A 22,961-nucleotide genomic window follows, 5' to 3' on the forward strand; every position below is an offset into this window, starting at 1 on the left:
CGGCAATGAGAACCAGCAAGCGCGAGCGCATCCTCGACGCCGCCGTCAGCGTGATCAACCGCGACGGCGTGCGTGCGGTCACCTTTGAATCGGTGGCGGCCGAGGCGCAGTTGACCCGTGGCGGCCTGCTGTACCACTTCCCCTCGCGCGAGGCGTTGCTGCGCGGCATCGACGAGCACCTGGTGCAGAGCTGGGAAGCATCGATGGAGGCGCTGCTGGGCAAGTCGGCTGGCGAGGCCACTGCGCTGGAGCGCTATCAGACCTTCGTGCGCGTTTCGGCACAGAGCGCCACCCGCGCCGAGCTGATGTTCATGCTGGACTCGGTGGACCCCGAGTTCCCCAGCGACCGGCCGTGGGCACCGGTAGTGCAGCGCTGGGCGCCTTCGCCACCGGCCGCCGGCAGCAACGACCCTGCGGCGCTGGACAATTTCGTGGCGCGGTTGGCCGCCGACGGCCTGTGGATCTACGAGGCCATGTACGAAGGCCAGCTGGACGAGAAGGTGCGCGCACAGTTGACCGAGCGGATCGGCGGGCTGCTCTCTCCCGAACAGTCCCCGAAGGACTAGCCGCGGGCTACAGCGTCGCCAGCCACGCGCGGGGCGAGAGCCCCAGGCGTTTGCGGAACGCCTTGGACAGCGAGGCGGTATCGGCAAAGCCGACGTCGGTCGCCACCTGCTTGGCCGCTGCCCCCGCGCGCAGCTGCGTGCAGGCCAGGCTCAAACGCCAATCCAGCAGGTAGCTGGCCGGCGTGGTCTGCATCACTTCCTTGAACACCGCCGCGAACGCGCTGCGCGACAGCCCGGCGATGGCCGCCATCTTCGGCAGGGTCCAAGCCTGCTGCGGCGACTGGTGCAGGGCCACCAGCGTGCGTGCCAGGCGCGCATCGGACAGCCCGCGCATCAACCCGTGGCTTACCCCCGCAGCATCGGGATGATCGATCACCCAGCGCAATACCTGGATCAGGGCAACCTCGAACAGCCGGTTGGTCAGCAGGCGCGACCCGCAGCGCTGGCGGTCGGCTTCCGCGAACAGCAGGTGCAGGGTGCCGTCCAGTTCACCGATGGCCGACAGCGGCACCACCATCACCGGCGGCAGCGACTGGACGACCGGATTGCGTGCACCGCCGTCGAAATCCAGCGTGGCGCAGGTGAAATCAGGACCGTCCAGCGGCGCGTTGAGGAACACATGCCGCAGGGGCCGCGGGTACAGCAGCAGGCTGGGGGCGGTGACCTTCAGCTGGCGCGTGATGCAGTCCGCATCGGGGTGATGCACCTCCATTTCCCCCTTGCGCAGGATGTGCAGGAAGGCGCGCCCCGGCTGCGGTTCGAACACGTGCCGTCCGCACAACGGGCCGGAATGGAACAGCGCTGCCTGCACCCGGAACCGTTCGAGCAGGGTCGACAGCCGGTCAGGCACATCGTCGGTCGGTGGGAATGCGGGCGGCGTGGCGTTCATGGATGAATGGACAACATATGTGGAAATAAATGCTCTATTCGTCCGGCGAGTCTACCTACGATGAGCCCATCGTCCAATCCCGGGCGCTATCGCAAGGAGTACCCCATGTCCCGCATTCCCCTGATCGACCCGACCTCGACCACGCCCGAGCGTCAGGCCCTGCTGGGCCAGGTCCACGCCGCCTTCGGCGCCACGCCGGCGATGTTCCGTGCCGTGGCCAACTCGCCCGCCGCACTGCAGAGCATGTGGGGCGCATTCGGCGCGCTGGGTGGCGGCCGTCTGTCGCCGCTGCTGGGTGAACAGATCGCGGTGGCCATCGCCAACCGCAATGCGTGCGAATACTGCCTGGCCGCGCACACGGCGCTGGGGCGCAAGGCCGGCGCCAGTGGTGAACAGATGGCCGCTGCGCAGATCGGCCAGTCCAGCGATCCGGCCACCGCCGCCGCCTTGGACTTCGCGCTGAAGGTGGTCGAGCAGCGTGCGCAGATTGCCGACGCTGACGTGCAGGCGCTGCGCGCGGCTGGTTTCGATGACGAGCAGATTGTGGAGATCCTGGCCCACGTAGCGCTCAATCTGTTCACCAACTACGTCAACGTGGCCTTTGACGTGCCGGTGGACTTCCCGAAGGTGGCGCTGCGCTGAGGCCGCGCCGTCAGGCAGGAGGGTGGCCGTGCAGGCCATCCCCCTGCAGCCGCTCCGGATGGGTGTACACGTTGAAGCCCCCTTCGCGGGCGAAACCCACCAGGCACAGACCGGCGCTGCGGGCCAGATCGATGGCAAGCGCGGTGGGGGCCGAGACGGCGGCGAGTACGCTCGCTCCGGCGCGTGCGGCCTTGCTGACCATTTCGTAGCTGGCACGGCTGGACACCACCAGCAGGCCACCATCGATGCTGTGTTCGTTGTGGTGCAGCGCACCGATCAGCTTATCCAGCGCGTTGTGACGGCCCACGTCTTCGCGCACCCAGCCGATGCGGCCGCTGGCATCGGCCCACGCCGCTGCATGGGTCGAACCACTGGCAGCATTCATCGGCTGGTGCGGGGCCAACCCGGCCAGCGCCCGCTGCAGGGCAGCCGTCTGATAGGTGCGGCGGTCTTCTACCGGCGGCAGCGGACGCAGCACGTCTTCCAGCTGACGCGCACCACACAGTCCGCAACCGCCACGACCAGGCAGCAGGCGGCCATTGTCGGGGTCCAGCCCTGCGCCAGGGGCGTTGGCGGACACGGTCATCTTCAGCTCGATGCCTTCCAGTTGGGGCTGCACCTCGGCGGACAGCAGCTGATCGGGGCGCTCGATCAATCCTTCGCTGAGCGAGAAACCCAGGGCGAAATCCTCCAGGTCGCACGGCGTGGCCATCATCACCGCGAAGGCGGCACCGTTGTAGCGCATCACCACCGGCACTTCTTCGGCGATCACGTCCACCTGTTGCTCCTGCCCTGTGCTGCGCCAGCGTTGCAGCGTGCGCAGTGCCGTGCCGGCGGGCGGAGGGGAGGGCGGCGTCGATCCGGGCATGCGGCACATCCTGGGCAAAGCAGAAGGGCAGGCTACGCCCGCAGAATAGCGCAGCCATCCAGTGAAGACGCGGCGGTAACCGTTGCCATGGCAGCCTGCGTTACCACAGCCGGGCTATGGCGCCGCGGTTGCCGGCGTGCTTGACTGGCCACGGCAGCCGGGCGCGGGCCCGGCACTGCAGGCAGGCACTCCACCAACGCAGGTTCCCGACCATGTCCGAACAGAAGCCGCCGCGTTACAAGCCCTACAACCAACCGGCAGGCGGCTGGGGGGCCGCCGGTGCGACCGCCAAGGTGCTGCTGCAGCAGAGCGTGATCGGCAAAGGATCGAAGGCACTGCTGGCGATGAACCAACCGGGTGGCTTCAAGTGCCCCAGTTGCGCATTCCCCGATGCCGACCACCGCAAGAAGCTGGAATTCTGCGAGAACGGCGCCAAGGCCCTGGCCTGGGAAGCGACCCAGCACCGGGTGACCCGCGAGCTGTTCGCCCAGCACACCGTCACCGAGCTGATGGCGCAGACCGATTACTGGTTGGAGCTGCAGGGCCGACTGACCGAGCCGATGCGCTACGACGCCGCCACCGATCACTATGTTCCCTGCGAATGGGACGAGGCGTTCGCGCTGATCGGCCGCCATCTGCAGGCGTTGGACCACCCCGACCAGGCCGAGTTCTACACCTCCGGCCGCACGCCCAACGAGGCGGCGTTCCTGTATTCGATCTTCGTGCGCGAGTTCGGCACCAACAACTTCCCGGACTGTTCGAACATGTGCCACGAGCCGACCAGCCGGGGCCTGCCGCCGGTGATCGGCGTGGGCAAGGGCACCATCGTGCTGGACGACTTCGAACACGCCGAGGCGATCTTCGTGATGGGCCAGAACACCGGCACCAACTCGCCGCGGATGATGAGCAATCTGGTGGAAGCGCGCAAACGCGGCGTGCCGATCGTGGCGGTCAACCCGATGCCGGAGCGCGCCCTGATCCGCTTCACCGAACCGCAGGACGTGGTGCAGATGGCCACGTTCGGGTCCACCGAGATCACCAGCGAGTTCGTGCATGTCCGTATCGGCGGCGACCTGGCGCTGATCAAGGGCATGATGAAGGTGATGTTCGAGCGCGAAGCCGAGGGCGAGCAGGTGCTGGATCATGCCTTCCTGGCCGAGCACACCGTTGGCCTGGAGGCATTGCGCCAGGATGTGCTGGCGCAGGACTGGGATGAGATCGTGCGGGTGTCGGGCATCGCGCAGGAGCAGATACGGCGCTGCGCGGAGATCTATATCCGTTCGCGTGCGACGGTCATCTGCTATGGAATGGGCCTGACCCAGCACCAGCAGGGTTCGCGGCTGCTGCAGCAGGTGGCCAACCTGCTGTTGCTGCGCGGCAACTTCGGCAAGCCGGGCGCGGGCATCGGCCCGATCCGCGGGCATTCCAACGTGCAGGGCGACCGCACGGTCGGCATCGATGAAAAGCCCACCGCGCGCTACCTGGATCGCGTGCAGCAGGTATTCGGTTTTGATCCGCCACGCGAACACGGCCACCACGTGGTCGAGTCGATCGCGGCGATGCTGGATGGCAGCGCCAAGGTGTTCATCGGCATGGGCGGCAACTTCATCCATGCCGTGCCCGATACCGAACGCGCCTACGAAGCCATGCGCAGACTGGAACTGACCGTGGGCATCGCCACCAAGCTTAATCGAGGCCATCTTGTGCATGGCCGCGACGCGCTGATCCTGCCGGTGGTGGCGCGTTCGGAGTGGATCCGCACACCACTGGGGGAACAGTTCGTCACCATCGAAGATGCGATGTCCAACGTGACCGCGTCGCGCGGCGTGCTGGAGCCGGCCAGCGAGCACGTGCTGCCGGAAGTGGAGATCGTCTGCCGCATGGCGATGGCGGCGTTGCCGGACAGCAAGGTGGACTGGGCCGCGTACATGCACGATTACGGCCCGATCCGCGACCTGATCGCCGCCGTCTACCCGGACATCTACACAGGCTTCAACGAACGCATCCAGGCACTGCACGGCTTCCACCTGGATATTCCACCGCGCCGGCGCGTGTGGCCGACGCCGAACGGCAAGGCCAACATCCTGGTCATGCCCGGCCTGGAAGTGAACACGGTGGTCGATGATCCGGAGATGCTGCGGCTGGCCACGGTGCGTTCGCACGACCAGTACAACACCACCATCTACAGCTACAACGACCGCTACCGGGGCGTGTACAACGACCGCATGGTGGTGTTCATGAACATCGAAGACCGTCTGGCGCGCGGGCTCGGCAAGGAAGCCCTGGTGAGCCTGGAAACGATCAGCGACGATGGCGTGACGCGGCGCATCGAAGGCCTGACTGTGCTTGACTATCCGATGCCGCGCGGTGCGCTGGCCGGCTACTATCCTGAGCTCAACCCGCTGCTGCCGCTGGACTACTACGATCGGATCAGCGGTACGCCAGCGGCGAAATCCATTCCGGTACGCATGCGCGCGCAGGTCGAGGTGCCCGCGTAGAGGAGGGTCATGCCTGCTTGCCGGCGGGGCCGGTGGCGTCGAGTAGACTCGGCGCTAGCGGGCGCCCAGGTGTGGGTTGGTATCTTCGTCCAGGGCAAACGAACAGCGGTAGTAGTCGGCGGTATCCCGCCACACCGCCAGGATGGGCTCCTGGATCTTTGTCACCAGTCCGCGGGCCGTTTCCCGATCATTGGCCTGGCAGGCGAAGTAGGCGAACGCCTGCTGGTTCCATTCGTCCGGGTAGCGCGCCAGGATGTCCTCGAAGCCGCGTTTCATGCTCGGCCAGTCGACGGCCGAATCGACGAACAGGCGTTTGCCATACTCATCCTGCGAGGCTACCCAGTAGATGCGCGCATACAGCATGTACTGATCGCGCGGCGGCGCCAAAGCCATGACCCGCCGTGCGTAGATCTCCAGGCCCTGTGCATCGCCCCCCCATTTTGGCGCGAAGTAGCGGACGGCCGCGAAGTACAGCGGGTAATAACCGGGGAATCGCTTGATCCCTTCGTCGTGCAGTGCGATGAACTGCTCCAGTGGCCAGCTGCGCTCGATGGCGAGGTGTTCCATCAGCTCGTACCAGTATGGATCCGTCGAGACGACGGCCTTGTGCTGCTGCAGGTAGTCGATGGCTTGTTGCTGGTAGGTATTGAAGGGCCCCCAGTCTTGGTCCTTGACCGTGTTGGCATAGCCGCTGCCGCGAATGCTCCATGCGTGGCTGGACAGCATCCTGGCCATGGCCAGGTGCGCCGCTGGCGACTTCGGATGCCGTTCGATCCAGGTGCGCACGATCTTCTCGCGGCCAGCCCAGTAGGCGGGGTCGCGGTTGGTGATGCTGAACGCTCTGGAGATACCGGCGTAGTAGGTGGACAGTTTCCAGACGCCACTGCCGAAGCGCTGATCCGTCGTGCGGTAGCGTTCGCCCAGTCGTTCCAGCGTGGCGAAATCCTGCTTCTCGAACAGTTCCGTGGCCTGCCGGGTAACAGCGTGGCGATCAGTCAGTTCGTCGGCACGTATGGACGTGGCGGCGAAGAGCAGGACGAGCGCCAGCAGCGATCGCATGATTCCATTCATCGAGACAATTCCGTGTCCTGGAGGAGGCCCGAGCCTAGGGGCAGCGGCGCGACCGCCATATCGCCACAGACCGGTGCACCGCGCAAGTCCGGGACGAGTCAGCCAGCCGAACAGGCCGGCGGGTACCGCCCCTACGGTTTCTCGCTGTCGCTCAGCACGATGCTGCCGTCCAGCAGCACGGGAACCATCTGGGTCCAGCCCTTGGCGTTGTAGTCGAGGCTGACCAGGTACACCCAGCCGCGCGCTGCGTCTTCGTTATGCGCCGCCGCGCCGGCGGTGAAGCGCTGCAGGCTGACCTCGGAGACCACGAAGTCGTCGCCCGGATAACGCAGGCGTGCGTGGGCCAGCGCTGCCGCCGTCGCTTGATGTACCGACAGCGGCGGCTCGGCGCGCGCCGGGTCGAAGGCGGGCAGCGTATGCAACCGCGTCGCGCTCACCTGCCAGCGCTCATGGGTGTCGTCAGCAACGCCGCTGGACAGCACGGTCCATTGGCGTTCGCCTGCCATGACCGGAAAGCTCAGCAACGCAGACAGCAGGAGGGCGGCAGGGGTGCAGCGGGCAGACATGGAAATGCTCCAATGAACGTCATCCATGATGACACCAGGCAGCGGCGACGGGTGCCTCGTGCGTCGGCTATCATCAGCCCGTGGATATATCCGGCCTGCTGCTGCGACTGATGCTGCTCCTGACCCTGGTGCTGAATGCACCGGCGCTGGCGCTTGCCTCGGGCGGCATCAACGGTCAGGCCAGCGATGGTCATTGCGGTGCGCCCCACGAGAGCGCCAACACTGCAATCTCTGCCGCGCCCGCCTGCTGCGATGAACGGGACGCAGGCGCGTGCAGCAGCGAGGGTTGCGAATGCGTGCCGGCCAGTGTGGCCATGCTGCCGTCGGCGGCAAGCGTTGCTGCATCGCCGCGACGTGCAGTGCCCGGCGAGGCGCTGCGACCCGGTCATCCCGCGCCTGCGCTGCCGCACCTGATCCGTCCGCCGATCGCCTGATCGCGCGCAGGCATTGCGTGCCTGCCGTCCTGCAGTACCCCCCTCATTTACCTGACCCACGCGAATCCGTCGTGTGGGTGGCAGGCGCGCGCGCCTGCGATTGCAAAGGACAACCTGACATATGAACCGCACTCTTTCCCTGAGCCTGTTGCTTACCACCGTTCTGCTGGGCAGCGCCTGCGCGCGCGCCTCCGAAGAAGCCGTGTCCTCGTCCGCCACGGCAACCGCAGTCGCAGCCGCAACCGCCTCGGCAGCGGCGGTGACGGCAGAGGCGACGATCGATCCGGAACTACCGCTGGCCATCGTCCACAAGACGGCCAGTTGTGGTTGCTGTGGCGTGTGGGCCGACCACCTGAAAGCCGCAGGCTTCCCGGTTGAGATACGCGACACCGATGACATGCATCCGGTCAAGCAGCGCCTCGGCGTACCGGCCGGCAAGGCGTCCTGCCATACCGCCGAGATCGGTGGCTATGTGGTGGAAGGCCATATTCCTGCCAGCGACATCAAGCGCCTGCTGAAGGAACGGCCGACGGCGCGTGGCCTGGTGCTGCCGGGGATGCCGGCCGGATCTCCGGGCATGGAAATGCCTGATGGCTATGTGCAGCCGTATACCGTAGAGCTGGTGCTGGCCGATGGCAGCACCCAGCCCTTCGCACAGCACGGGCAGGGAGGCTGACAGTCAGTGGCGGTGCCGGTCGGTCTGACCGGCACCCTTCCACGCGGCCTGTGTAGAGCCGAGCCCACGCTCGGCTGCTTTCGGCCGGCAAGCCGAGCATCGGCTCGGCTCTACAGAATCAGCGGGCCCCGGCCGCTTGGCCAGCTGCGTGTCGAGCGCCCATTCGGCTGCATCCACGTAGTCCTTCTTCGGCGCGCCACGTGTAGAGCCGAGCCCACGCTCGGCTGCTTTCGGCCGGCAAGCCGAGCATCGGCTCGGCTACAGGATCAGCGGGCCCCGGCCGCTTCCTTGGCCAGCTGCGCGTCGAACTTCTTCTCGGCCTCATCCGCATAGGCCTTGCAGGTCAGGGCCTTGGCACCGGCCTTGGCCCCAGCGCTGTAGTTCCAGTTGCTGGCACCAGGATGCGGGGTCAGCAATTCGTCGCAGGGCAGCGCCCGCACCGTCGCGAAGCTGCGCTTGTAGTCCTCGATCAGGCGCGGATAGCGAGGGTTGTCCCTCAACTGGTAACCCGGTGCGCTCAGGCTGTCGGCGTAGACGATGCGCACGGGTTTTCCTTCACGGGTGTCGGTCCAGGTCCAGGCGGTGCTGCCCGGGGTGTGGCCGGGCACGAAGTGCGCGGTGAAGTCGATGCCACCGAGCGAGACCACCTCGCCGTCCATGATGATCCTGTCCGCGGTTGCCGGCGGATAGGTGATGCCGTCGCCGAAGTGCAGGTCGTTGCTGCCCCCGCGCGCCAGCAGCACCGCCGATTCTGCATTGGCCACGATCTGCGCAGCGGTGCCGCGCTTGAGCGCAGCAACCGGGCCGGCGTGGTCGGCATGGGCATGGCTGAGCAGGATCAGGCGCAGATCCTGCGGCGCAACACCGCGCGCTTTCATGTTGCGCAGCAGGTGGTCGGCCATCTGCGGCATGCCGCCATCGAGCAGCACCGCGCCCTGCGGCGTCTGCACCAGCAGCGCGGTCAGGTCTTCGGTGCCGACCTGCCAGGTGTGGTCGGCAATCTGCAGCGGCACCATCGGCTGCAGCCAGGACGCATCCACGGTGTAGGCACGCAGCTGTGGAAGCGGCGGTTCGGCGGCAGAAGCCGCAGCGGGAAGCAGGGCAGCGAGCGTGATGGCGAGGGTCTGCAGGCGCATGGGTGGACACCGATGAAGGAGGCCCAGAAACTAGCATGGGCCTCCTTCGTCGCGTCACGCATAGATTTCATGGCAGCCATAAGGGCGGCATGTCTCAGTAGCGGTACTGCCATCCCAGCGTCAGCACACGTCCGCGCCCTGCAAAATAGCTCGGGTTGGATGGCGTGGTCTGCGAGTAGTAGGTGATGTACTGCTTGTTGGCGAGGTTCTGCACGCCCAGGGTGAAGCTGCTCTTGTCCAGCGCATAGCGGGCGACCAGGTCGAACGTGGTGTAGCCCTTGAAACTGGCCACCGGCACGCCGCGCAGGTCGAAGTCGCGGTCGAAGGCATGGCTGGCCTGCAGGCGGGTGCTGAGCTGCGAGGTCCAGCTCTGTTCCCAGAACGCGGTCAGCCGGTTCGGGGCGATGTTGACGCCCGCCAGGTCGCTTTCCAGTCGGCCATCCAGATTGGCGTCGTAGCGGCCATTGGCGCGGGCATAGCCCAGGCCAAGGCGGCTGTCGCCCAGGCGCAGGCGGAGGTTGGTCTCGAAGCCTTCCACCCGCGTAGCCTGGCGCTGCACGTTGTAGGCATCGATGCCGGCGTCATAGACCAGTACCGAACCCAGCTTGGATTCGGAAGTGTAGTACGCGATATCGCCGCTGAAGCGACCATCGTCATATTCCAGTCCGATCTCGCGGTTGTCCGACACCACCGGCGACAGGTCCACCAGGTTGTCCACGCGCTGGCCATCGCGGTTGATCGCGCGCAGCACGCGGCCAACGTCGGCCACGGTGTAGCCCTCCGAGTACGACGCGTAGGCGTTGAGGCGATCGTTGATGTACCAGACCGCGCCGAAATTGGGCAGCGTCTCGCTCATCGTCGGTTTGCCACCGGCCACCTTGCGTGCGCCGTAGCGGGGCAGGGTGGTGTAGTCGCCCACTTCCAGTTCGCCCTTTTCGTAACGCAGGCCAGCGGACAGCATGACGTGGTCGGTGGGCCACCACTGCAGCTGCAACAGCGGCGACAGGCTCTGGTAGGTGGTCAGTGGTACCCAGTTTAGGCCGCTGGCCAGCAGTACCTGGTGGGTGCGGTCACGCAGGCCATCCAGGCCCAGGGTCACGTCCAGCGACGTGTCGCCGATGCGGCGCCAGCTCTGGGTCAGCTTGAAGCCGCGCTTGTCCGATTCGTTCTGGGTCTGGTCCCAGGCGGCGTTGGCACCCGTGTTGCCCCACGGGTCCCACTGGCTGGCACCGTAGCGCCCTTCGAAATCGACCGCGAAGGCCTGCGCCAGGAACTGGCCGCCGAACAGATCGGCATTGCTGTAGTCCAGGGTCAGCGAGCGTGAGCGGTTCATCGGCGGATCGAGCGGCGTATCGCCGGGCACCGACGTGGCCGGGCGACCGGTGCGGAAGTTGCCATCCACGGGCAGGTAATTGTCCAGGCCGCGGAGTTCGTAGCGGTTGGCCATCACCTGCAGGCGCTGGCCTTCGGCGATGTTCCAGCCAAGCTTGGCGAAGATGTTGGTCGAGGTCGAATCCATCAGTTCGCCCTGCGCATTGGTGCCGATCGCACGGCCATCGCCGTCGTAGTACAGGCCCTGTCGCTCATGGGCCAGGCCGGCAACGAGGTCGAACTGTTCGCCGCGGATACCCACCAGTGCCGAAGCACGCTGGCCATCATCGTCGCGGCGGCCCGGCGAGGCGGCGGTGAGCGAGAGGTTGCTGTCCAGCAGGAAAGCACCCGGTTCGCTCGGCGCGCTGCGGGTGATGATGTTGACGATGCCACCGGTGCCGCCGATACCCTGCAGCGCGTTGGCACCGTGGATCACTTCGATGCGTTCGATCATCGCCGGATCGATGGTGTGCGAGTCACGCGAGCCGTCGCGCAGCGGCGTGGATTGCGGCACGCCGTCGACCATGTACAGGATGCCGCGCCCGCGCATGCTTTCGCCATAGTTGGACATCTTCTCGCGCGCCGGGGCGAAGGCCGGGATCTGCGAGGACAGTACGCGCGACACATCCGAGCCCAGTGCCAGCTGTTGCTGGATGTCCTCACGGGTAAGCACGGTGATGGTGTTGGGCATGGCGGTCTCGCCCTGCGGCATGCGCGCGGTGGACGCCGACACGGTCACTCTGCCGAGTGAGGTCGCAGCTGCCGCCGTTGCTGCCGTGCGCGGGCCATCTGCTTTTGCCGCCGGCTTCGCGGTTGCGACCGCACTGCGGATCACGAATACGCCTGGCGAGCGTTCCTCGACGTCCAGGCCTTGGCCGGCAATCAGCCTTTGCAGCGCCTCGCGCGGGGCATAGCGGCCGTCCAGTGCTGGCGCCTGGCGGCCGGCAACCCTGTCCGCAGCGAACAGCAGCTGGATGCCGCTCTGCTTGGCCATCGCATTGAGTGACTGCTGCAGCGGGGCTGCCGGAAGATGGACGTCCACCGTCGTGGGGGTGGACTGCGCCGCCACCGGAAGGGCGGCGCACAGGCTGACGGCCAGCAGGGCAGGCGTCAGGCGGCGCAGGGCGGCGGGCAGGGCAATGCGGGTCATGCGGGGTCCTTCAGAGGGGTTCAAGCAGCAGCCGGATGAGCAGGGCCACAACCCACCCTCGATGCGGAATTCAGTGATGTGCGGAGATGTGGACGCTGCCATCGTCGCGCTGGTGGACGGCGACCGGCAGGATCTCCGGCAGCAGCGCCAGCGCGGTGGCGGCATGGTCGCCATCGAACACGCCCGAAACCTGCAGCGTGGCCAGACCGGGTTCGTCCAGTACGATCGCGCCGCGGTGATAGCGCTGCAGGCTGCGTACCACTTCGCCCAGCGGGGTCTGCGCGAACTGCAGCCGGCCCTCGGTCCATTCTCCGCTGCCGGCGGCGATCGGCTGCGGTTGCTGGACCGGGCCTGTCCCTGCCAGCAGCTGCTGGCCAGGGTGCAGGCGCTGCTCGCCATCGCGGCCAGCCACGCGCACGCCGACCTTGCCGCGCCACAGGCGGACTTCACTGCGGTCACCGCGTCGATCCACATCGAACACGGTGCCGTAGTTGCGCACCTGCACCGGTCCAGCATCGACCTGGAACCGACGCCAGCGCGAAGGCGCCACGTCGAAGCGGGCGCGTCCGGAGACCAGCACCGTGCGGCGCGAACGCAGATGGCTGCGCACCTGCAGATGGCTGTCTGCATCCAGTTCGATGCGGCTGCCATCGGCCAGCAGCACGCTGCGGCGCTCGCCGATGGCCGTCTGGTAATCGCCCTGTTGCCAGCCGGGATCGAAGGCGTAAAGCCCGCCCAGTCCAGCCACCAGCAGCAGGCCGAGCACGGCGCCGCCGATCCGACGGCTGCGATGAGGGCGATACAGCTGCGCCGCATCGGGCACGGGAAACAGTGCCTTGAGCGTGTCCCGATGTTGTTCCAGCACACGATCAGGCGAGGGCGCGGCGGTCTTGTCCGGACGCGGCGGGCGCGGGCGACGTGGTGCTGTCACGTCAGCGCTCCCGCATCCAGCGTCTGCCGGCATTCGACCATCGCCAACCGCAGATGGCGCTCGACGGCCTTCAGGCCGATCCCCATGCGCCGCGCAACCGCCGCCTGCGGCACGTCATGGATCTTGTGCAGGATGAACACCTGGCGACGTCGACAGGGCATCGCACGGATGACCTCGACCAGCCGTTCCAGTTCCTGCGTGGCAACGGCCTGCCTGACCGGGCCGGCGCCTTCGTAGGCGGCGTCGGGCAGTTCGGCACGGGGTTCCACCCACTGGCGGCGCAGGTCTTCGGCACGGCAACGATCAACCGCGGCGTCGTGGGCCATCCGCCGCAGCAGCGCCATCGGCTGCCGCACGTCGGCCGGGGCCGGGCGTTCCAGCAGGCGGATGCAGACATCGTGCACCACCTCGCGGGCCAGCCCGGGCGAGGCAAAGCGACGACGCAGGTAGTCCACCAGTTCCTCGTAGTGGCGCACCAGCGAGGACACCAGCGGCAGCGCAGGTGGTGGGGAGTGCGGTGGCGTGGACATCCGGAAAAGCGGCGCAGGCGGGAAGGGGTGGGGCCACGCAAGACGGGCCTACGCGGCGCCACGATAGTAATGGGAACTGTTCGCATTTGCTATCAGGTGTTCCGCGGCGACATTGTTCGTGGCCGCCGGAAAGTGAATCCACGATCACCCTCTGCCGCGCACACTCGGCTGCAGATAGGCTGCAGGGCAGCCATCGGGGAGAGTGACCATGCACGTGCTTCTGGTGATCGTCGGCGGGTTCCTGCTGCTGGGCGTCTTCGCCCTGTTCGGCAGGCTCTGGAGCACCGGCAGCTCGCAGCTGCCCACGGCGCTGTTGGCCTTCATCGGCACCTGGCTGCTGGTGTCGGTGGCGAACATGTGGGTGGGGGTCAGCCGGGCGGGCTATGCGGTGCGCGAGGAGCTGCCGATCCTGCTGCTGGTGTTTGCCGTTCCGGCGCTGGTGGCCGGTGTCATTTTCTGGCGGCTGGGCCGCTGAAGCGAGGATCCGCGATGCCGGCATCACCCCGTCTTCCTGCCCTGCGTCGCCGCGACGGCCATCATGCGCGGGTGACCTACGAAGAACTGTTCTTCGATCTGGTCTACGTGTTCGCCGTCACTCAGCTCAGCCACCACCTGCTGCACCACCTGGGCCTGCTGGGCGTGCTGCAGACGCTGGTGCTGTGGTTTGCGGTCTGGCTCGGCTGGCAGTACGCGTGCTGGGTCAGCAACTGGTTCGACCCGGAAGCGCCGCGCATCCGCGGCCTGCTGTTCGTCACGATGCTGCTGGCGTTGCTGATGTCTTCGTCCATCCCCGAAGCCTTTGCCGGACGCGCGTGGATATTCGCCGGCGCCTACGCCACGATGCAGGTGGGGCGGACGCTGTTCGTCCTGCTGGAAGTAGGGCGCGCACACCCGCTGGCCGCCAATTTCAGGCGCATGCTGGCCTGGGTCAGCGTGTCGGCCTGTTTCTGGCTGGCCGGTGCAGCGGTCGAGGGCAATGCGCGGCTGGCACTGTGGGCACTGGCCGTCGCCTGCGAATACATCTCGCCGATGTTCGGCTTCGCGTTTCCTGGCCTCGGCCGCTCGCGTACCCGCGAGTGGACCATCGAAGGCGGGCATCTGGCCGAGCGCTGCCAGCTGTTCGTGATCGTCGCACTGGGTGAGACGCTGCTGGCAACCGGCGGCGTGCTGAGCGAAGTGGAGCACTGGAGTGGCGCGGTGGTTTCGGCGGTGCTGGCGACCTTCGCCGGTACGATCGCGATGTGGTGGCTGTACTTCGGCATCTCCAGCCGCGACGCCACCGACACCATCACCCGTTCCGACGACCCGGGCCGCATCGGCGCCTATTTCCACTACGTGCATGCGCTGCTGATCGCCGGCATCATCGCCACCGCCGTCGGCAATGACCTGGTGATGGACGAACCGGAAGCGGTGGTGACCCTGCCGTATGCCGCGATGCTGGCGGCGGGACCATTGATCTACCTGCTGGGCAGCGCGCTGTACAAGCGGGCGGTCTACGGCCACGTGCCGCGCTCGCATCTGCTGGGGGCAGCGGCGTTGGTCGTGCTGGGCGTGGTCCTGCCGCATACGCACTTGCTCGCAGCCGGCTGGTTGACCAGCGCTGTGCTGCTGATTGTGGGGCTGATGGATACGCGGTTGCAGCGGCGCCTGCAAGGCGCCTGATTGCGGCCAGCGACTGGGTGCTTGCGGAACCCGGTGATGGGAGTAGCGTTGCGGATGTCGACCCTCTAATGCAGGAGTGGAGTGGCATGCAGAACATTCCGCAATGGCTGGTATGGGCCACGTTGTCAGCACTGTTTGCGGCGCTGACAGCCTTGTTCGTCAAAGCCGGGGTCAGGGATGTCGACTCGGATCTGGCGATGGCGATCCGCACCCTGGTAGTCGCTGCAGTAGTCCTGCCATTGGTTGTACTCAGCGGAAAATGGTCCAACCCGTTGCTGCTGCCGGGTCGCACCCAGTTGTTCCTGATGCTGTCTGCGCTGGCCACAGGTGCATCGTGGCTGTTTTATTTCCGCGCGCTGAAGAGTGGCGAACTGGCCAAGGTTGCGGTGGTCGACAAGTTCAGCGTGGTACTGGTCATCGTGCTGGCCTACCTCCTGTTGGGTGAACGGCCGAGCCTGCGTGAATGGAGCGGGATCGGCTTGGTGGTCGCCGGTGTGATCGTGCTGGCGACCAAGCGGTAGCATCAAGCCAATCGACAAGGGAGAGCAGGATGCAGGGCGAAGCAACTGGTACGTTCGAGGTCACGCTGTTGCCGATCGGCGGCAATAACGGCCCGATCGGGGTGATGTCAATCGACAAGATCTTCCATGGCGACCTGCAGGGTATCAGCGTTGGCCAGATGCTGGCATTCCGCAGCGCGGTGCAGGGTTCAGCGGGCTACGTGGCGATGGAGCGGGTGACCGCCACGCTGGCCGGACGCCAGGGCGCGTTTACGCTGCAGCACACCGGCGTGATGACGCGCGGCACACCGAGCCTGAGCGTAGTGGTTGTGCCGGACTCAGGCACGGACGGACTGCTCGGGTTGAGCGGCACGCTGCAGATCACCATCAGCGATGGCCGTCACGACTACCGTCTGGCCTACAGCTTGCCCGACCCGGAGTAAGCCAGGATCAGGCAAGCAAGGTTCAGGCGAGGCCCGCCTGCAGCCGATCGTACATGCGCACCAGGTCCACCAGCGTGCGCGCGCCCATCTTGCGCATCACCTGCGCACGTCGCACCTTCACCGTGATCTCGCTGACCCCAAGGTCAGCGGCAATCTGCTTGTTCAGGCGACCTCGCACCACGCCGTCGACCACCTCGCGCTCGCCGGTGTTCAAGGTGTCCCAGCGTTGCTGCAATGCGCCCAGCAGGTCGCCCTCGCGGCGTCGCTGGCGATCGATCTCGATGCCTTTGTGGATGGCATCCAGCAGTTCCTGGTCACGGAAGGGCTTGGTCAGGAATTCGATGGCGCCTTCCTTGATTGCATTGACACCCATGGCGATGTCGCCGTGCCCGGTGATGAACACCACCGGCAGGTGCAGGCCATGGCTGGCCATGGTGCGATGGAAATCCAGTCCGCTCTGGCCCGGCATGCGCACGTCCAGCACCAGGCAGGCCGGGGCATCCTCCAGCGCTTGCGCAAGAAATTCGCCGGTCGAGGCGAAGGCCCGTACCTGCAGGCCCATCGAGGCCAGCAGGTCTTCCAGCGCAGCACGCACCGAAGCATCGTCGTCGATCACGTAGACGATCGGTGACGGTTCCACAGGGAGTGTCGTGGGTTTACGCATGGGTAGCTTCCATGTGCGTGGGCAGCTCGAAGATGAAACAGGCGCCACCACCAGCGGGGCGCTCGGCGCGGATATGGCCGCCGTTGGCCTCGATCATCGAGCGGCTCAGGCTGAGGCCCAGGCCGAGGCCGTTCGACTTGGTGGTCCAGAATGCATCGAACACGCGGTCGGGCTGCTCCGCCGGCAGGCCGATACCACGATCGCGCACGCTCAGGCTGACGTGGCCGTGCCCATCATGCGCGGTCAGCAGCGACAGCCTGCGCTCGCCCGTGGGCGTACCGGCCATCGCGTCGACGGCGTTGAGGATGAGGTTGCCGATCACCTGCTGCACCTGCACGCGATCGGCATGGGCGGGGGGCAGGTCACTGCCCAGCACCAGCGCGACCGTCACACCATGCTGCTCCAGTTCGCTGTGCGACAGCGCCAGCATTTCCTCCACGGCCTGATTGAGGTCGAAGGCCTGGCGCTCAGGTGCAGCCCCTTGGGTCAGGCCGCGGATGCGGGCGATCACGTCACTGGCGCGATGGGCGTCGGCGACGATACGGGCGATGGTCTGCCGTGCCTTGTCCAGGTTCGGCGGATCCTGGGCCAACCAGCGCTGGCTGGCCTCCGCGCTGCTGGCGATGGCCGCCAGCGGCTGGTTCACTTCATGCGCGATGGAGGTGGTCAGCTCGCCGACGGTGGAGGCGCGGGCCACCCGCAGCAGGCGTGCCTGTGCATCCTGCACCGCAGCCTTGGCCGCTTCCATCTTCAATGCCAGATACGTGGTGATGCCGATCACCAGCATGCCGATGGCCGAATTGACCAGGCCGATGCGGTAGGTGCCGAAACGGGTCAGGAAGAAACTGATGCCGGTCAATGCGATGCAGACTGCCGCAAGCGCGATGAGGCCGCGTGCGGGCAGCTGCCGCGACGCCGCCAGGATGACGGCTGCGTAGAAGCAGGCGGCGGCAACGGCGTAATCGGTAACTGTATCGACCAGGAAGATGGCCGCCATCACGATGATCAGGGCCAGCACGACCAGGGGGCGGCGGGGCGACAGCGATGGCATCGGGGGCTCCCTGGCGTGGGTGGAAAGGATAGCAAAGGTGAGCCCATGCCCTCGAACGGCCGCGGGTGCCGCGGTGGGTGCCGACCGTTGGTCGGCACAGCAGCAGGAAGCCGGGGTATCTGAAGATCCGTGCCGACCAACGGTCGGCACCTACCGAAGCTTGGTGTGCACGCTCTTGCTGGTTGCCGGCCAGCAGCCGGCACTACCGGGCGTCATTCCTCCAGGCTGGCGTTCCAGAACCCCTGCAGCACGCCCGGCGTGGCCGCCAACGTCGCCAGCACGGCATCCAGTTCGCCGCCATCGACCGTGGTGGCGTACAGCACCGCCTCGATCTCGACATCGCGCTCGCCGAACGGGCGCTGGTCGACCGCGCGCACCGGGTACTGTGCTTGCTCCAGCAACAGCAGAAGACGGTCCAGCACCTCGGCCTGCTGCTCACGCTGGCAGACCACGTTGATCGCGTAGGTTGCCTCGCTGAACGCTTCCGGCAGCGGTTGCCGCTGGATGCGGTTCACCACCGGCCGCAGCAGGGTGTTGGCGGCCAGCACGAACACCGCAGCCAGCACCGCCTCAGGCAGCAGCTTGATGCCGGCACACGCGCCGACCGCCGCCGAGCCCCACAAGGTGGCTGCGGTGTTCAGGCCCGATACCTGTGCGCCATCCTTCATGATCGCGCCGGCACCGAGGAAGCCGACACCGGAGATCACGTAGGCCACCACGTGCAGCGGTGACGGCGGACCGCCGTACATGTCGTGGAAGCGCACGGCCAGGTCGACGAACACCGCGGCACCCACTGCCACCAGCGTGTTGGTGCGCAGGCCGGCGGTGCGCTGGCGGAACTGCCGCTCCAGGCCGATCAGCGCGCCCAGCACGAAGGCGACGGACAGGCTGATCAGCGAGCTGAGGGTGGCGCCCGCGTTGAACGCGGGCAGGTGGGGGTTGAAGTCCATGACGGTTCTCCCTGCGCCGATGCGCTTACTGCCAGCCGTAACGGCGGATGTAGAGCTTCTTCAGCGCGGTGGTCAGCACCGCATAGCCGAACAGGATCGCCACCAGGAACGGCCAGTAGCCGGCCGGCAGCGCCTGCAGCTTGAAGTAGCCCGCCAACGGGCTCATCGGCAGGATCACGCCGATCGCCATGATCGCCCCGGTCATCAGCAGCAGCGGCGGCGCGGCGATGCTCTGCAGGAACGGCACCTTGGGCGTGCGGATCATGTGCACGATCAGGGTCTGGGTCAGCAGGCCGACCACGAACCAGCCGGACTGGAACAGGCCCTGGTCGGCCGGCGTGCGTGCATCGAACACGTACCACATCAAGGCGAAGCAGCTGAGGTCGAAGATCGAGCTGATCGGCCCGAAGAACACCATGAAGCGGCCGATGTCCGCCGGGTTCCACTTCAGCGGCTTGCGCACCAGTTCCTCATCGACGTTGTCGAACGGAATGGCGATCTGCGAGATGTCATACAGCAGGTTCTGCACCAGCAGCTGCAACGGCAGCATCGGCAGGAACGGCAGGAACGCCGAGGCCACCAGCACCGAGAACACGTTGCCGAAATTGGAGCTGGCGGTCATGCGGATGTACTTCAGCATGTTGCTGAAGGTGCGCCGCCCCTGGATGACGCCTTCCTCCAGCACCATCAGGTTCTTTTCCAGCAGGATGATGTCGGCGGCCTCCTTGGCGATGTCCACCGCGCTGTCCACGCTGATGCCGATATCGGCTGCGCGCAGTGCGGGAGCATCGTTGATGCCATCACCGAGAAAGCCGACCACCTTGCCTTGTGCACGCAGTTCGCGCACCAGTCGTTCCTTGTGCAGCGGCGTGAGGCGGGCGAACACGCGGTGTTCCTGCAGTGCACGTGCCACGGCCGCATCGTCCATGCGCTCGATCTGCGGGCCGGTCACGATCGTGTCGGCGTCCAGGCCGACCTGGGCACAGACCCGGGCGGTGACCAGTTCGTTGTCGCCGGTGAATACCTTTACCTCCACACCGTGCGCGGCCAACGCCTGCAGCGCCTGCGCGGCCGACTCCTTCGGCGGATCGAGGAAGGCCACGTAACCCACCAGGGTCAGCTCCCGCTCGTCGGCCTGCGAGTACACGTTCTGGCTGGCCGCGGTTTCCTTCATCGCCACGGCCACCACGCGCAGGCCCTGTTCGTTCAGTTCCTCGGTGGTCTGCCGCACGCGGGCCAGGCGCTGCTCATCCAGCGGCATGTCCTGGCCGTTCTCGCGCACGGTGCTGCACACCGCCAGCATTTCCTCCACCGCACCCTTGCAGATCAGTTCGTGATGGTCCTCGCGCTCGGATACCACCACCGACATGCGGCGGCGCTCGAAGTCGAACGGGATCTCATCGACCTTGCGGTAGTCCTGTGACAGGCGCAGCGAGCTCTGCAGCTCCACATGCTCCAGCACCGCACGATCAAGCAGGTTGATCAGGCCGGTCTGGAAGTGGCTGTTGAGGTAGGCGAAGGTCAGCACATCCTCCGAATCCTGCCCGAACACATCGGTGTGCCGCTCCAGCGCGATCTTGTCCTGGGTGAGGGTGCCGGTCTTGTCGGTGCACAGCACTTCCATCGCACCGAAATTCTGGATCGCGTCCAGGCGCTTGACGATCACCTTGCGCCGCGACAGCAGCACCGCGCCCTTGGCCAGGGTGGAGGTGACGATCATCGGCAGCATTTCCGGGGTCAGGCCGACCGCCACCGACAGCGCGAACAGGAACGCTTCGGTCCAGTCGCCCTTGGTCCAGCCGTTGACCAGCAGGACAAACGGCACCATCACCAATGCAAACCGGATCAGCAGCCAGCTGACGCTGTTGACCCCGGCCTGGAATGCCGTCGGCGCGCGATCGCTTGCAATGCTGCGCTGGGCGAGGGTGCCGAAGTAGCTGCTGTTGCCGGTCGCCAGCACCAGCGCTGTTGCCGTGCCGGACACCACATTGGTGCCCATGAACAACAGGTTGGCCTGTTCCATCAGGCCAGCCTCGGCGTTGCCCGCCTGCACGAACTTCTCCACCGGCAACGATTCGCCGGTCATCGCGGCCTGTGCGACGAACAGGTCCTTGGCCGCGAGGACACGGCAATCGGCCGGGATCATGTCGCCGGCCGACAGCACGATATGGTCGCCCGGTACCAGGTCGCGGATCGGCAGATCCAGCAGCCGTGCCGGCCGCCGGCTGTGCAGCTGTGCGCCGAAGTACTGGTCGGCCACTTCCGCCGCTTCGGTGCCCGCAGCGCGGCGCAGCACGCGTGCGGTATTGCCCACCAGGGCCTTCAGCCGTTCGGCAGCGCGGTTGGAGCGCCCCTCCTGCACGAAGCGGATCAAGGTGGACAGCACCACCATCGCGCCGATCACCACGGTCGCCTTGGCATCCTCGGTCAGCCAGGACACGGCCGCCAGCACCGTCAGCAGCAGGTTGAACGGATTGCGATAGCACTGCCACAGATGACGCCACCACGGCAGCGGCTTCTCGTGGTCGACCTCGTTCGGGCCGAAGCGCAACAGGCGCTCTTCGGCTTCGTGCGGGCTGAGACCGTCGACGTGCGACTGCAGGGTGGCCAGCGCATCGGCTTCGCTGCCCTGTGCAAGCGCGAGCAGTCCGGCAGTGAGCGTGGCCGGTGCGGCCTGCGTGCTGCCACGGCCGTAACCGGCTTCGGGCATCGCACGACGACCGAACAGGTTGCCCGCGCGGCGGCTGCGCAGGAAGGCGTTGAACCAGGCGTTGAGCAGGCTCATGGGAAGATCCTCTTGGAACGGCGCCGGGTGGAGCCGGCGCGTGGAGCGGAAGGGGCAGGTCGTCAGGCGTGGCGCATGGCCAGCACCGCGGGTGACCAGGGCTGCATGCGCAGCCGCTGGCTGCCGCCGATGCACAGCGGCTTCATCGCATCGCGCAGCGGGTAGGGCAGGTGGCGCAGCACGTTGATGCGCTCGCTGATCGGCAGCAGCGACAGGGCGTCTGCCACCACCCGTGGCGAGCCGAGGGCCAGCGAACGGGCGAACAGGACAGGGCCGTGCTGCAGCAGCAGGCTGCGCAGGGCGGAAACATCGCGCTCACCGATCAGGCGGCGGACAGTGATGTAGAGAATCTTGTAGGACATGGGATTCCTCCGGGCAGGCGCTGCCCGGGGCTCCCATCGCTTACACGGACAGGAACCGGTCGTCAGTCGCCAGCAGTGAACAAGTAGGCAGGCAGGGGCGCGCGTCGCGCCCGGCAGGGTCGGGATCCATCTGCGTCTCCGCGTGGGGCGGCCAGTCGCTGGCCAGTGGCGCTATTGTCCGCGCTCGTATTCAGCAGGCCTAGAGGCCCGTGGGTTAGCCCGGCTATACCTTGGTATAGAAAAAGGGGCCGTGGGCCCCTTTTGTTCAGCTGCGGTCCGCGAAAGCGTCGGTGGCCCGCACCAGCGCATCGGTCGTGGCCGCTTCGTTGGCACTGTGGCCGGCGATGACCATCTCCAGGGTGGCTTCCGGCCAGGCTTTGGCCAGGTCCCAGGCACTGCGTGGTGGGCAGATGATGTCGTAGCGCCCCTGCACGATGACGCCGGGCAGGTGGCGGATGCGATCGATATCGCGCAGCAGTTGGCCGTGTTCCAGGAAGGTGTTGTGGCGGAAGTAATGCGCCTCGATGCGCGCTTTGGCCAGGGTATCAAGCGGATCGGTAGCGGAGGCCGCGTCGACGTCATGCACCAGCGTGGCGGCGTTGTCTTCCCAGCCCAGCCAGGCTTGTGCCGCTGCGATGCGGACGGCTTCGTCGGCATGGTCCAGGCGCTTCCAGTAGGCTTCGAGCATGTTGCCGCGCTCGTCCTCCGGGATGTGCGCCTCGTAGCGATCCCAACGCTCCGGGAAGATCCAGCGGGCACCGCCGTTGAGCTCGGCGAACCAGCGGTTCTCTTCCTCGCGACCGAGGAAAACGCCGCGCACGATCAGCCCGGTGGCACGGTCGGGATGGGCCTGTGCGTAGGCCAGCGACAGGGTTGAACCCCAGGAGCCGCCGTAGACCAGCCAGCGCTCGATGCCCAGGTGTTCGCGCACCCTCTCGATGTCGGCCACCAGATCCTGCGTGGTGTTGTCACGCAGCTCGCCGAACGGCGTGGAGCGGCCGCTGCCGCGCTGATCGATCAGCACGATGCGGTAGCGCGCCGGGTCAAAGAAGCGGCGATGGGTAGGCGAGATGCCAGCGCCCGGGCCACCATGCAGGTACACCACCGGAATGCCATCAGGCGTGCCGCACTCTTCGATATGCAGGGTGTGCAGCGCACCTACGGGCAGCGTGTGCTCGCGGTACGGGGTGATCGGCGGGTACAGCGTGCGCATGGC

At 66.6% G+C, this 22,961-nt stretch carries 23 protein-coding genes; 9 read left to right on the forward strand and 14 right to left on the reverse strand.

The window, feature by feature from the left end:
- Nucleotides 1-5: 5 nt before the first annotated feature.
- Complete coding sequence (locus tag AC27VL_RS00625) at nt 6-566, forward strand: TetR/AcrR family transcriptional regulator (protein WP_089235779.1); 561 nt, start codon at nt 6-8, stop codon at nt 564-566.
- Between the two features lie 7 nt (nt 567-573).
- Here AC27VL_RS00625 and AC27VL_RS00630 read toward each other — a convergent pair whose 3' ends face one another.
- Nucleotides 574-1,455 (reverse strand): AraC family transcriptional regulator, encoded by an 882-nt coding sequence (locus AC27VL_RS00630; RefSeq protein ID WP_488765270.1) that lies wholly within the window; start codon nt 1,453-1,455, stop codon nt 574-576.
- 105 nt (nt 1,456-1,560) lie between these two features.
- Here AC27VL_RS00630 and AC27VL_RS00635 point away from each other — a divergent pair, with 105 nt between their 5' ends.
- Nucleotides 1,561-2,097, forward strand: a complete 537-nt coding sequence (locus AC27VL_RS00635; protein WP_099818599.1) for a carboxymuconolactone decarboxylase family protein — start codon at nt 1,561-1,563, stop codon at nt 2,095-2,097.
- Between the two features lie 10 nt (nt 2,098-2,107).
- On the opposite strand, the gene fdhD is transcribed toward AC27VL_RS00635, so the two are convergent.
- Nucleotides 2,108-2,965 (reverse strand): formate dehydrogenase accessory sulfurtransferase FdhD, encoded by an 858-nt coding sequence (gene fdhD, locus AC27VL_RS00640; RefSeq protein WP_488765272.1) that lies wholly within the window; start codon nt 2,963-2,965, stop codon nt 2,108-2,110.
- 212 nt (nt 2,966-3,177) lie between these two features.
- Between fdhD and AC27VL_RS00645 the strand changes: the two genes are divergently transcribed.
- On the forward strand, nt 3,178-5,463 hold the full coding sequence (locus tag AC27VL_RS00645) for an FdhF/YdeP family oxidoreductase (protein ID WP_100552626.1): 2,286 nt from the start codon (nt 3,178-3,180) through the stop codon (nt 5,461-5,463).
- Nucleotides 5,464-5,517: 54 nt separating this feature from the next.
- Here AC27VL_RS00645 and AC27VL_RS00650 read toward each other — a convergent pair whose 3' ends face one another.
- Nucleotides 5,518-6,522: a DUF4034 domain-containing protein gene (locus tag AC27VL_RS00650; RefSeq protein ID WP_230109290.1), complete on the reverse strand. Its 1,005-nt coding sequence runs from the start codon at nt 6,520-6,522 to the stop codon at nt 5,518-5,520.
- Nucleotides 6,523-6,665: 143 nt separating this feature from the next.
- Nucleotides 6,666-7,100: a hypothetical protein gene (locus tag AC27VL_RS00655; RefSeq protein WP_488765273.1), complete on the reverse strand. Its 435-nt coding sequence runs from the start codon at nt 7,098-7,100 to the stop codon at nt 6,666-6,668.
- Between the two features lie 80 nt (nt 7,101-7,180).
- Between AC27VL_RS00655 and AC27VL_RS00660 the strand changes: the two genes are divergently transcribed.
- Together AC27VL_RS00660 and AC27VL_RS00665 are read left to right on the forward strand one after the other, a co-directional pair.
- Nucleotides 7,181-7,534 carry a CopL family metal-binding regulatory protein gene (locus tag AC27VL_RS00660; protein WP_100552623.1) on the forward strand — a complete coding sequence of 118 codons (354 nt, stop codon included), beginning with the start codon at nt 7,181-7,183 and terminating at the stop codon, nt 7,532-7,534.
- A gap of 121 nt (nt 7,535-7,655) precedes the next feature.
- The gene (locus AC27VL_RS00665) at nt 7,656-8,210 is read left to right on the forward strand and encodes a DUF411 domain-containing protein (RefSeq protein ID WP_488765275.1); all 555 of its coding nucleotides are present in this window, start codon (nt 7,656-7,658) and stop codon (nt 8,208-8,210) included.
- A gap of 266 nt (nt 8,211-8,476) precedes the next feature.
- Here the strand turns inward: AC27VL_RS00665 and blaL1 are convergent, their stop codons facing one another.
- From blaL1 to AC27VL_RS00685, 4 genes are all read right to left on the reverse strand, one after another.
- Nucleotides 8,477-9,346: a L1 family subclass B3 metallo-beta-lactamase gene (gene blaL1, locus AC27VL_RS00670; RefSeq protein ID WP_191077992.1), complete on the reverse strand. Its 870-nt coding sequence runs from the start codon at nt 9,344-9,346 to the stop codon at nt 8,477-8,479.
- Nucleotides 9,347-9,440: 94 nt separating this feature from the next.
- On the reverse strand, nt 9,441-11,867 hold the full coding sequence (locus AC27VL_RS00675) for a TonB-dependent receptor (protein ID WP_488765277.1): 2,427 nt from the start codon (nt 11,865-11,867) through the stop codon (nt 9,441-9,443).
- 70 nt (nt 11,868-11,937) lie between these two features.
- Nucleotides 11,938-12,798 carry a FecR family protein gene (locus AC27VL_RS00680; RefSeq protein WP_346577216.1) on the reverse strand — a complete coding sequence of 287 codons (861 nt, stop codon included), beginning with the start codon at nt 12,796-12,798 and terminating at the stop codon, nt 11,938-11,940.
- Nucleotides 12,795-13,328 (reverse strand): RNA polymerase sigma factor, encoded by a 534-nt coding sequence (locus AC27VL_RS00685; RefSeq protein ID WP_180167199.1) that lies wholly within the window; start codon nt 13,326-13,328, stop codon nt 12,795-12,797. The genes AC27VL_RS00680 and AC27VL_RS00685 overlap by 4 nt, the downstream gene beginning before the upstream one ends.
- 208 nt (nt 13,329-13,536) lie before the next feature.
- On the opposite strand from AC27VL_RS00685, the gene AC27VL_RS00690 reads away from it, so the two are divergent.
- The 4 genes from AC27VL_RS00690 (at nt 13,537) to AC27VL_RS00705 (ending at nt 15,933) form a co-directional block, all read left to right on the forward strand.
- Nucleotides 13,537-13,803 (forward strand): hypothetical protein, encoded by a 267-nt coding sequence (locus tag AC27VL_RS00690; RefSeq protein ID WP_100552617.1) that lies wholly within the window; start codon nt 13,537-13,539, stop codon nt 13,801-13,803.
- A gap of 14 nt (nt 13,804-13,817) precedes the next feature.
- Entirely contained in the window at nt 13,818-14,990 is a 1,173-nt protein-coding gene (locus AC27VL_RS00695) for a low temperature requirement protein A (protein ID WP_488765279.1), read from the forward strand.
- 86 nt (nt 14,991-15,076) lie between these two features.
- Nucleotides 15,077-15,511: an EamA family transporter gene (locus AC27VL_RS00700; RefSeq protein ID WP_100552615.1), complete on the forward strand. Its 435-nt coding sequence runs from the start codon at nt 15,077-15,079 to the stop codon at nt 15,509-15,511.
- A 29-nt stretch (nt 15,512-15,540) separates the two neighbouring features.
- Nucleotides 15,541-15,933 carry a DUF3224 domain-containing protein gene (locus AC27VL_RS00705; protein ID WP_100552614.1) on the forward strand — a complete coding sequence of 131 codons (393 nt, stop codon included), beginning with the start codon at nt 15,541-15,543 and terminating at the stop codon, nt 15,931-15,933.
- A gap of 22 nt (nt 15,934-15,955) precedes the next feature.
- Here the strand turns inward: AC27VL_RS00705 and AC27VL_RS00710 are convergent, their stop codons facing one another.
- The 6 genes from AC27VL_RS00710 to pip all read right to left on the reverse strand — a co-directional run bounded on the left by AC27VL_RS00710 (nt 15,956) and on the right by pip (nt 22,958).
- Entirely contained in the window at nt 15,956-16,597 is a 642-nt protein-coding gene (locus tag AC27VL_RS00710; protein ID WP_488765280.1) for a response regulator transcription factor, read from the reverse strand.
- Nucleotides 16,590-17,648, reverse strand: coding sequence for a sensor histidine kinase (locus AC27VL_RS00715; RefSeq protein ID WP_488765281.1), 1,059 nt, complete (start codon nt 17,646-17,648; stop codon nt 16,590-16,592). Before AC27VL_RS00715 ends, AC27VL_RS00710 begins: the two co-directional genes overlap by 8 nt.
- A 212-nt stretch (nt 17,649-17,860) precedes the next feature.
- Nucleotides 17,861-18,598, reverse strand: coding sequence for an MgtC/SapB family protein (locus AC27VL_RS00720; protein ID WP_099818571.1), 738 nt, complete (start codon nt 18,596-18,598; stop codon nt 17,861-17,863).
- 25 nt (nt 18,599-18,623) lie between these two features.
- A complete protein-coding gene (gene mgtA, locus AC27VL_RS00725) occupies nt 18,624-21,383 on the reverse strand; it encodes a magnesium-translocating P-type ATPase (RefSeq protein ID WP_191078000.1) in 2,760 nt (919 codons plus the stop codon).
- Nucleotides 21,384-21,445: 62 nt separating this feature from the next.
- The gene (locus AC27VL_RS00730) at nt 21,446-21,745 is read right to left on the reverse strand and encodes a hypothetical protein (protein WP_100552609.1); all 300 of its coding nucleotides are present in this window, start codon (nt 21,743-21,745) and stop codon (nt 21,446-21,448) included.
- Between the two features lie 265 nt (nt 21,746-22,010).
- Nucleotides 22,011-22,958: a prolyl aminopeptidase gene (gene pip, locus AC27VL_RS00735; RefSeq protein WP_488765282.1), complete on the reverse strand. Its 948-nt coding sequence runs from the start codon at nt 22,956-22,958 to the stop codon at nt 22,011-22,013.
- Between the last annotated feature and the right edge of the window lie 3 nt (nt 22,959-22,961).

The sequence above is a fragment of the Stenotrophomonas sp. 14P6.2.3 genome (assembly GCF_057799055.1).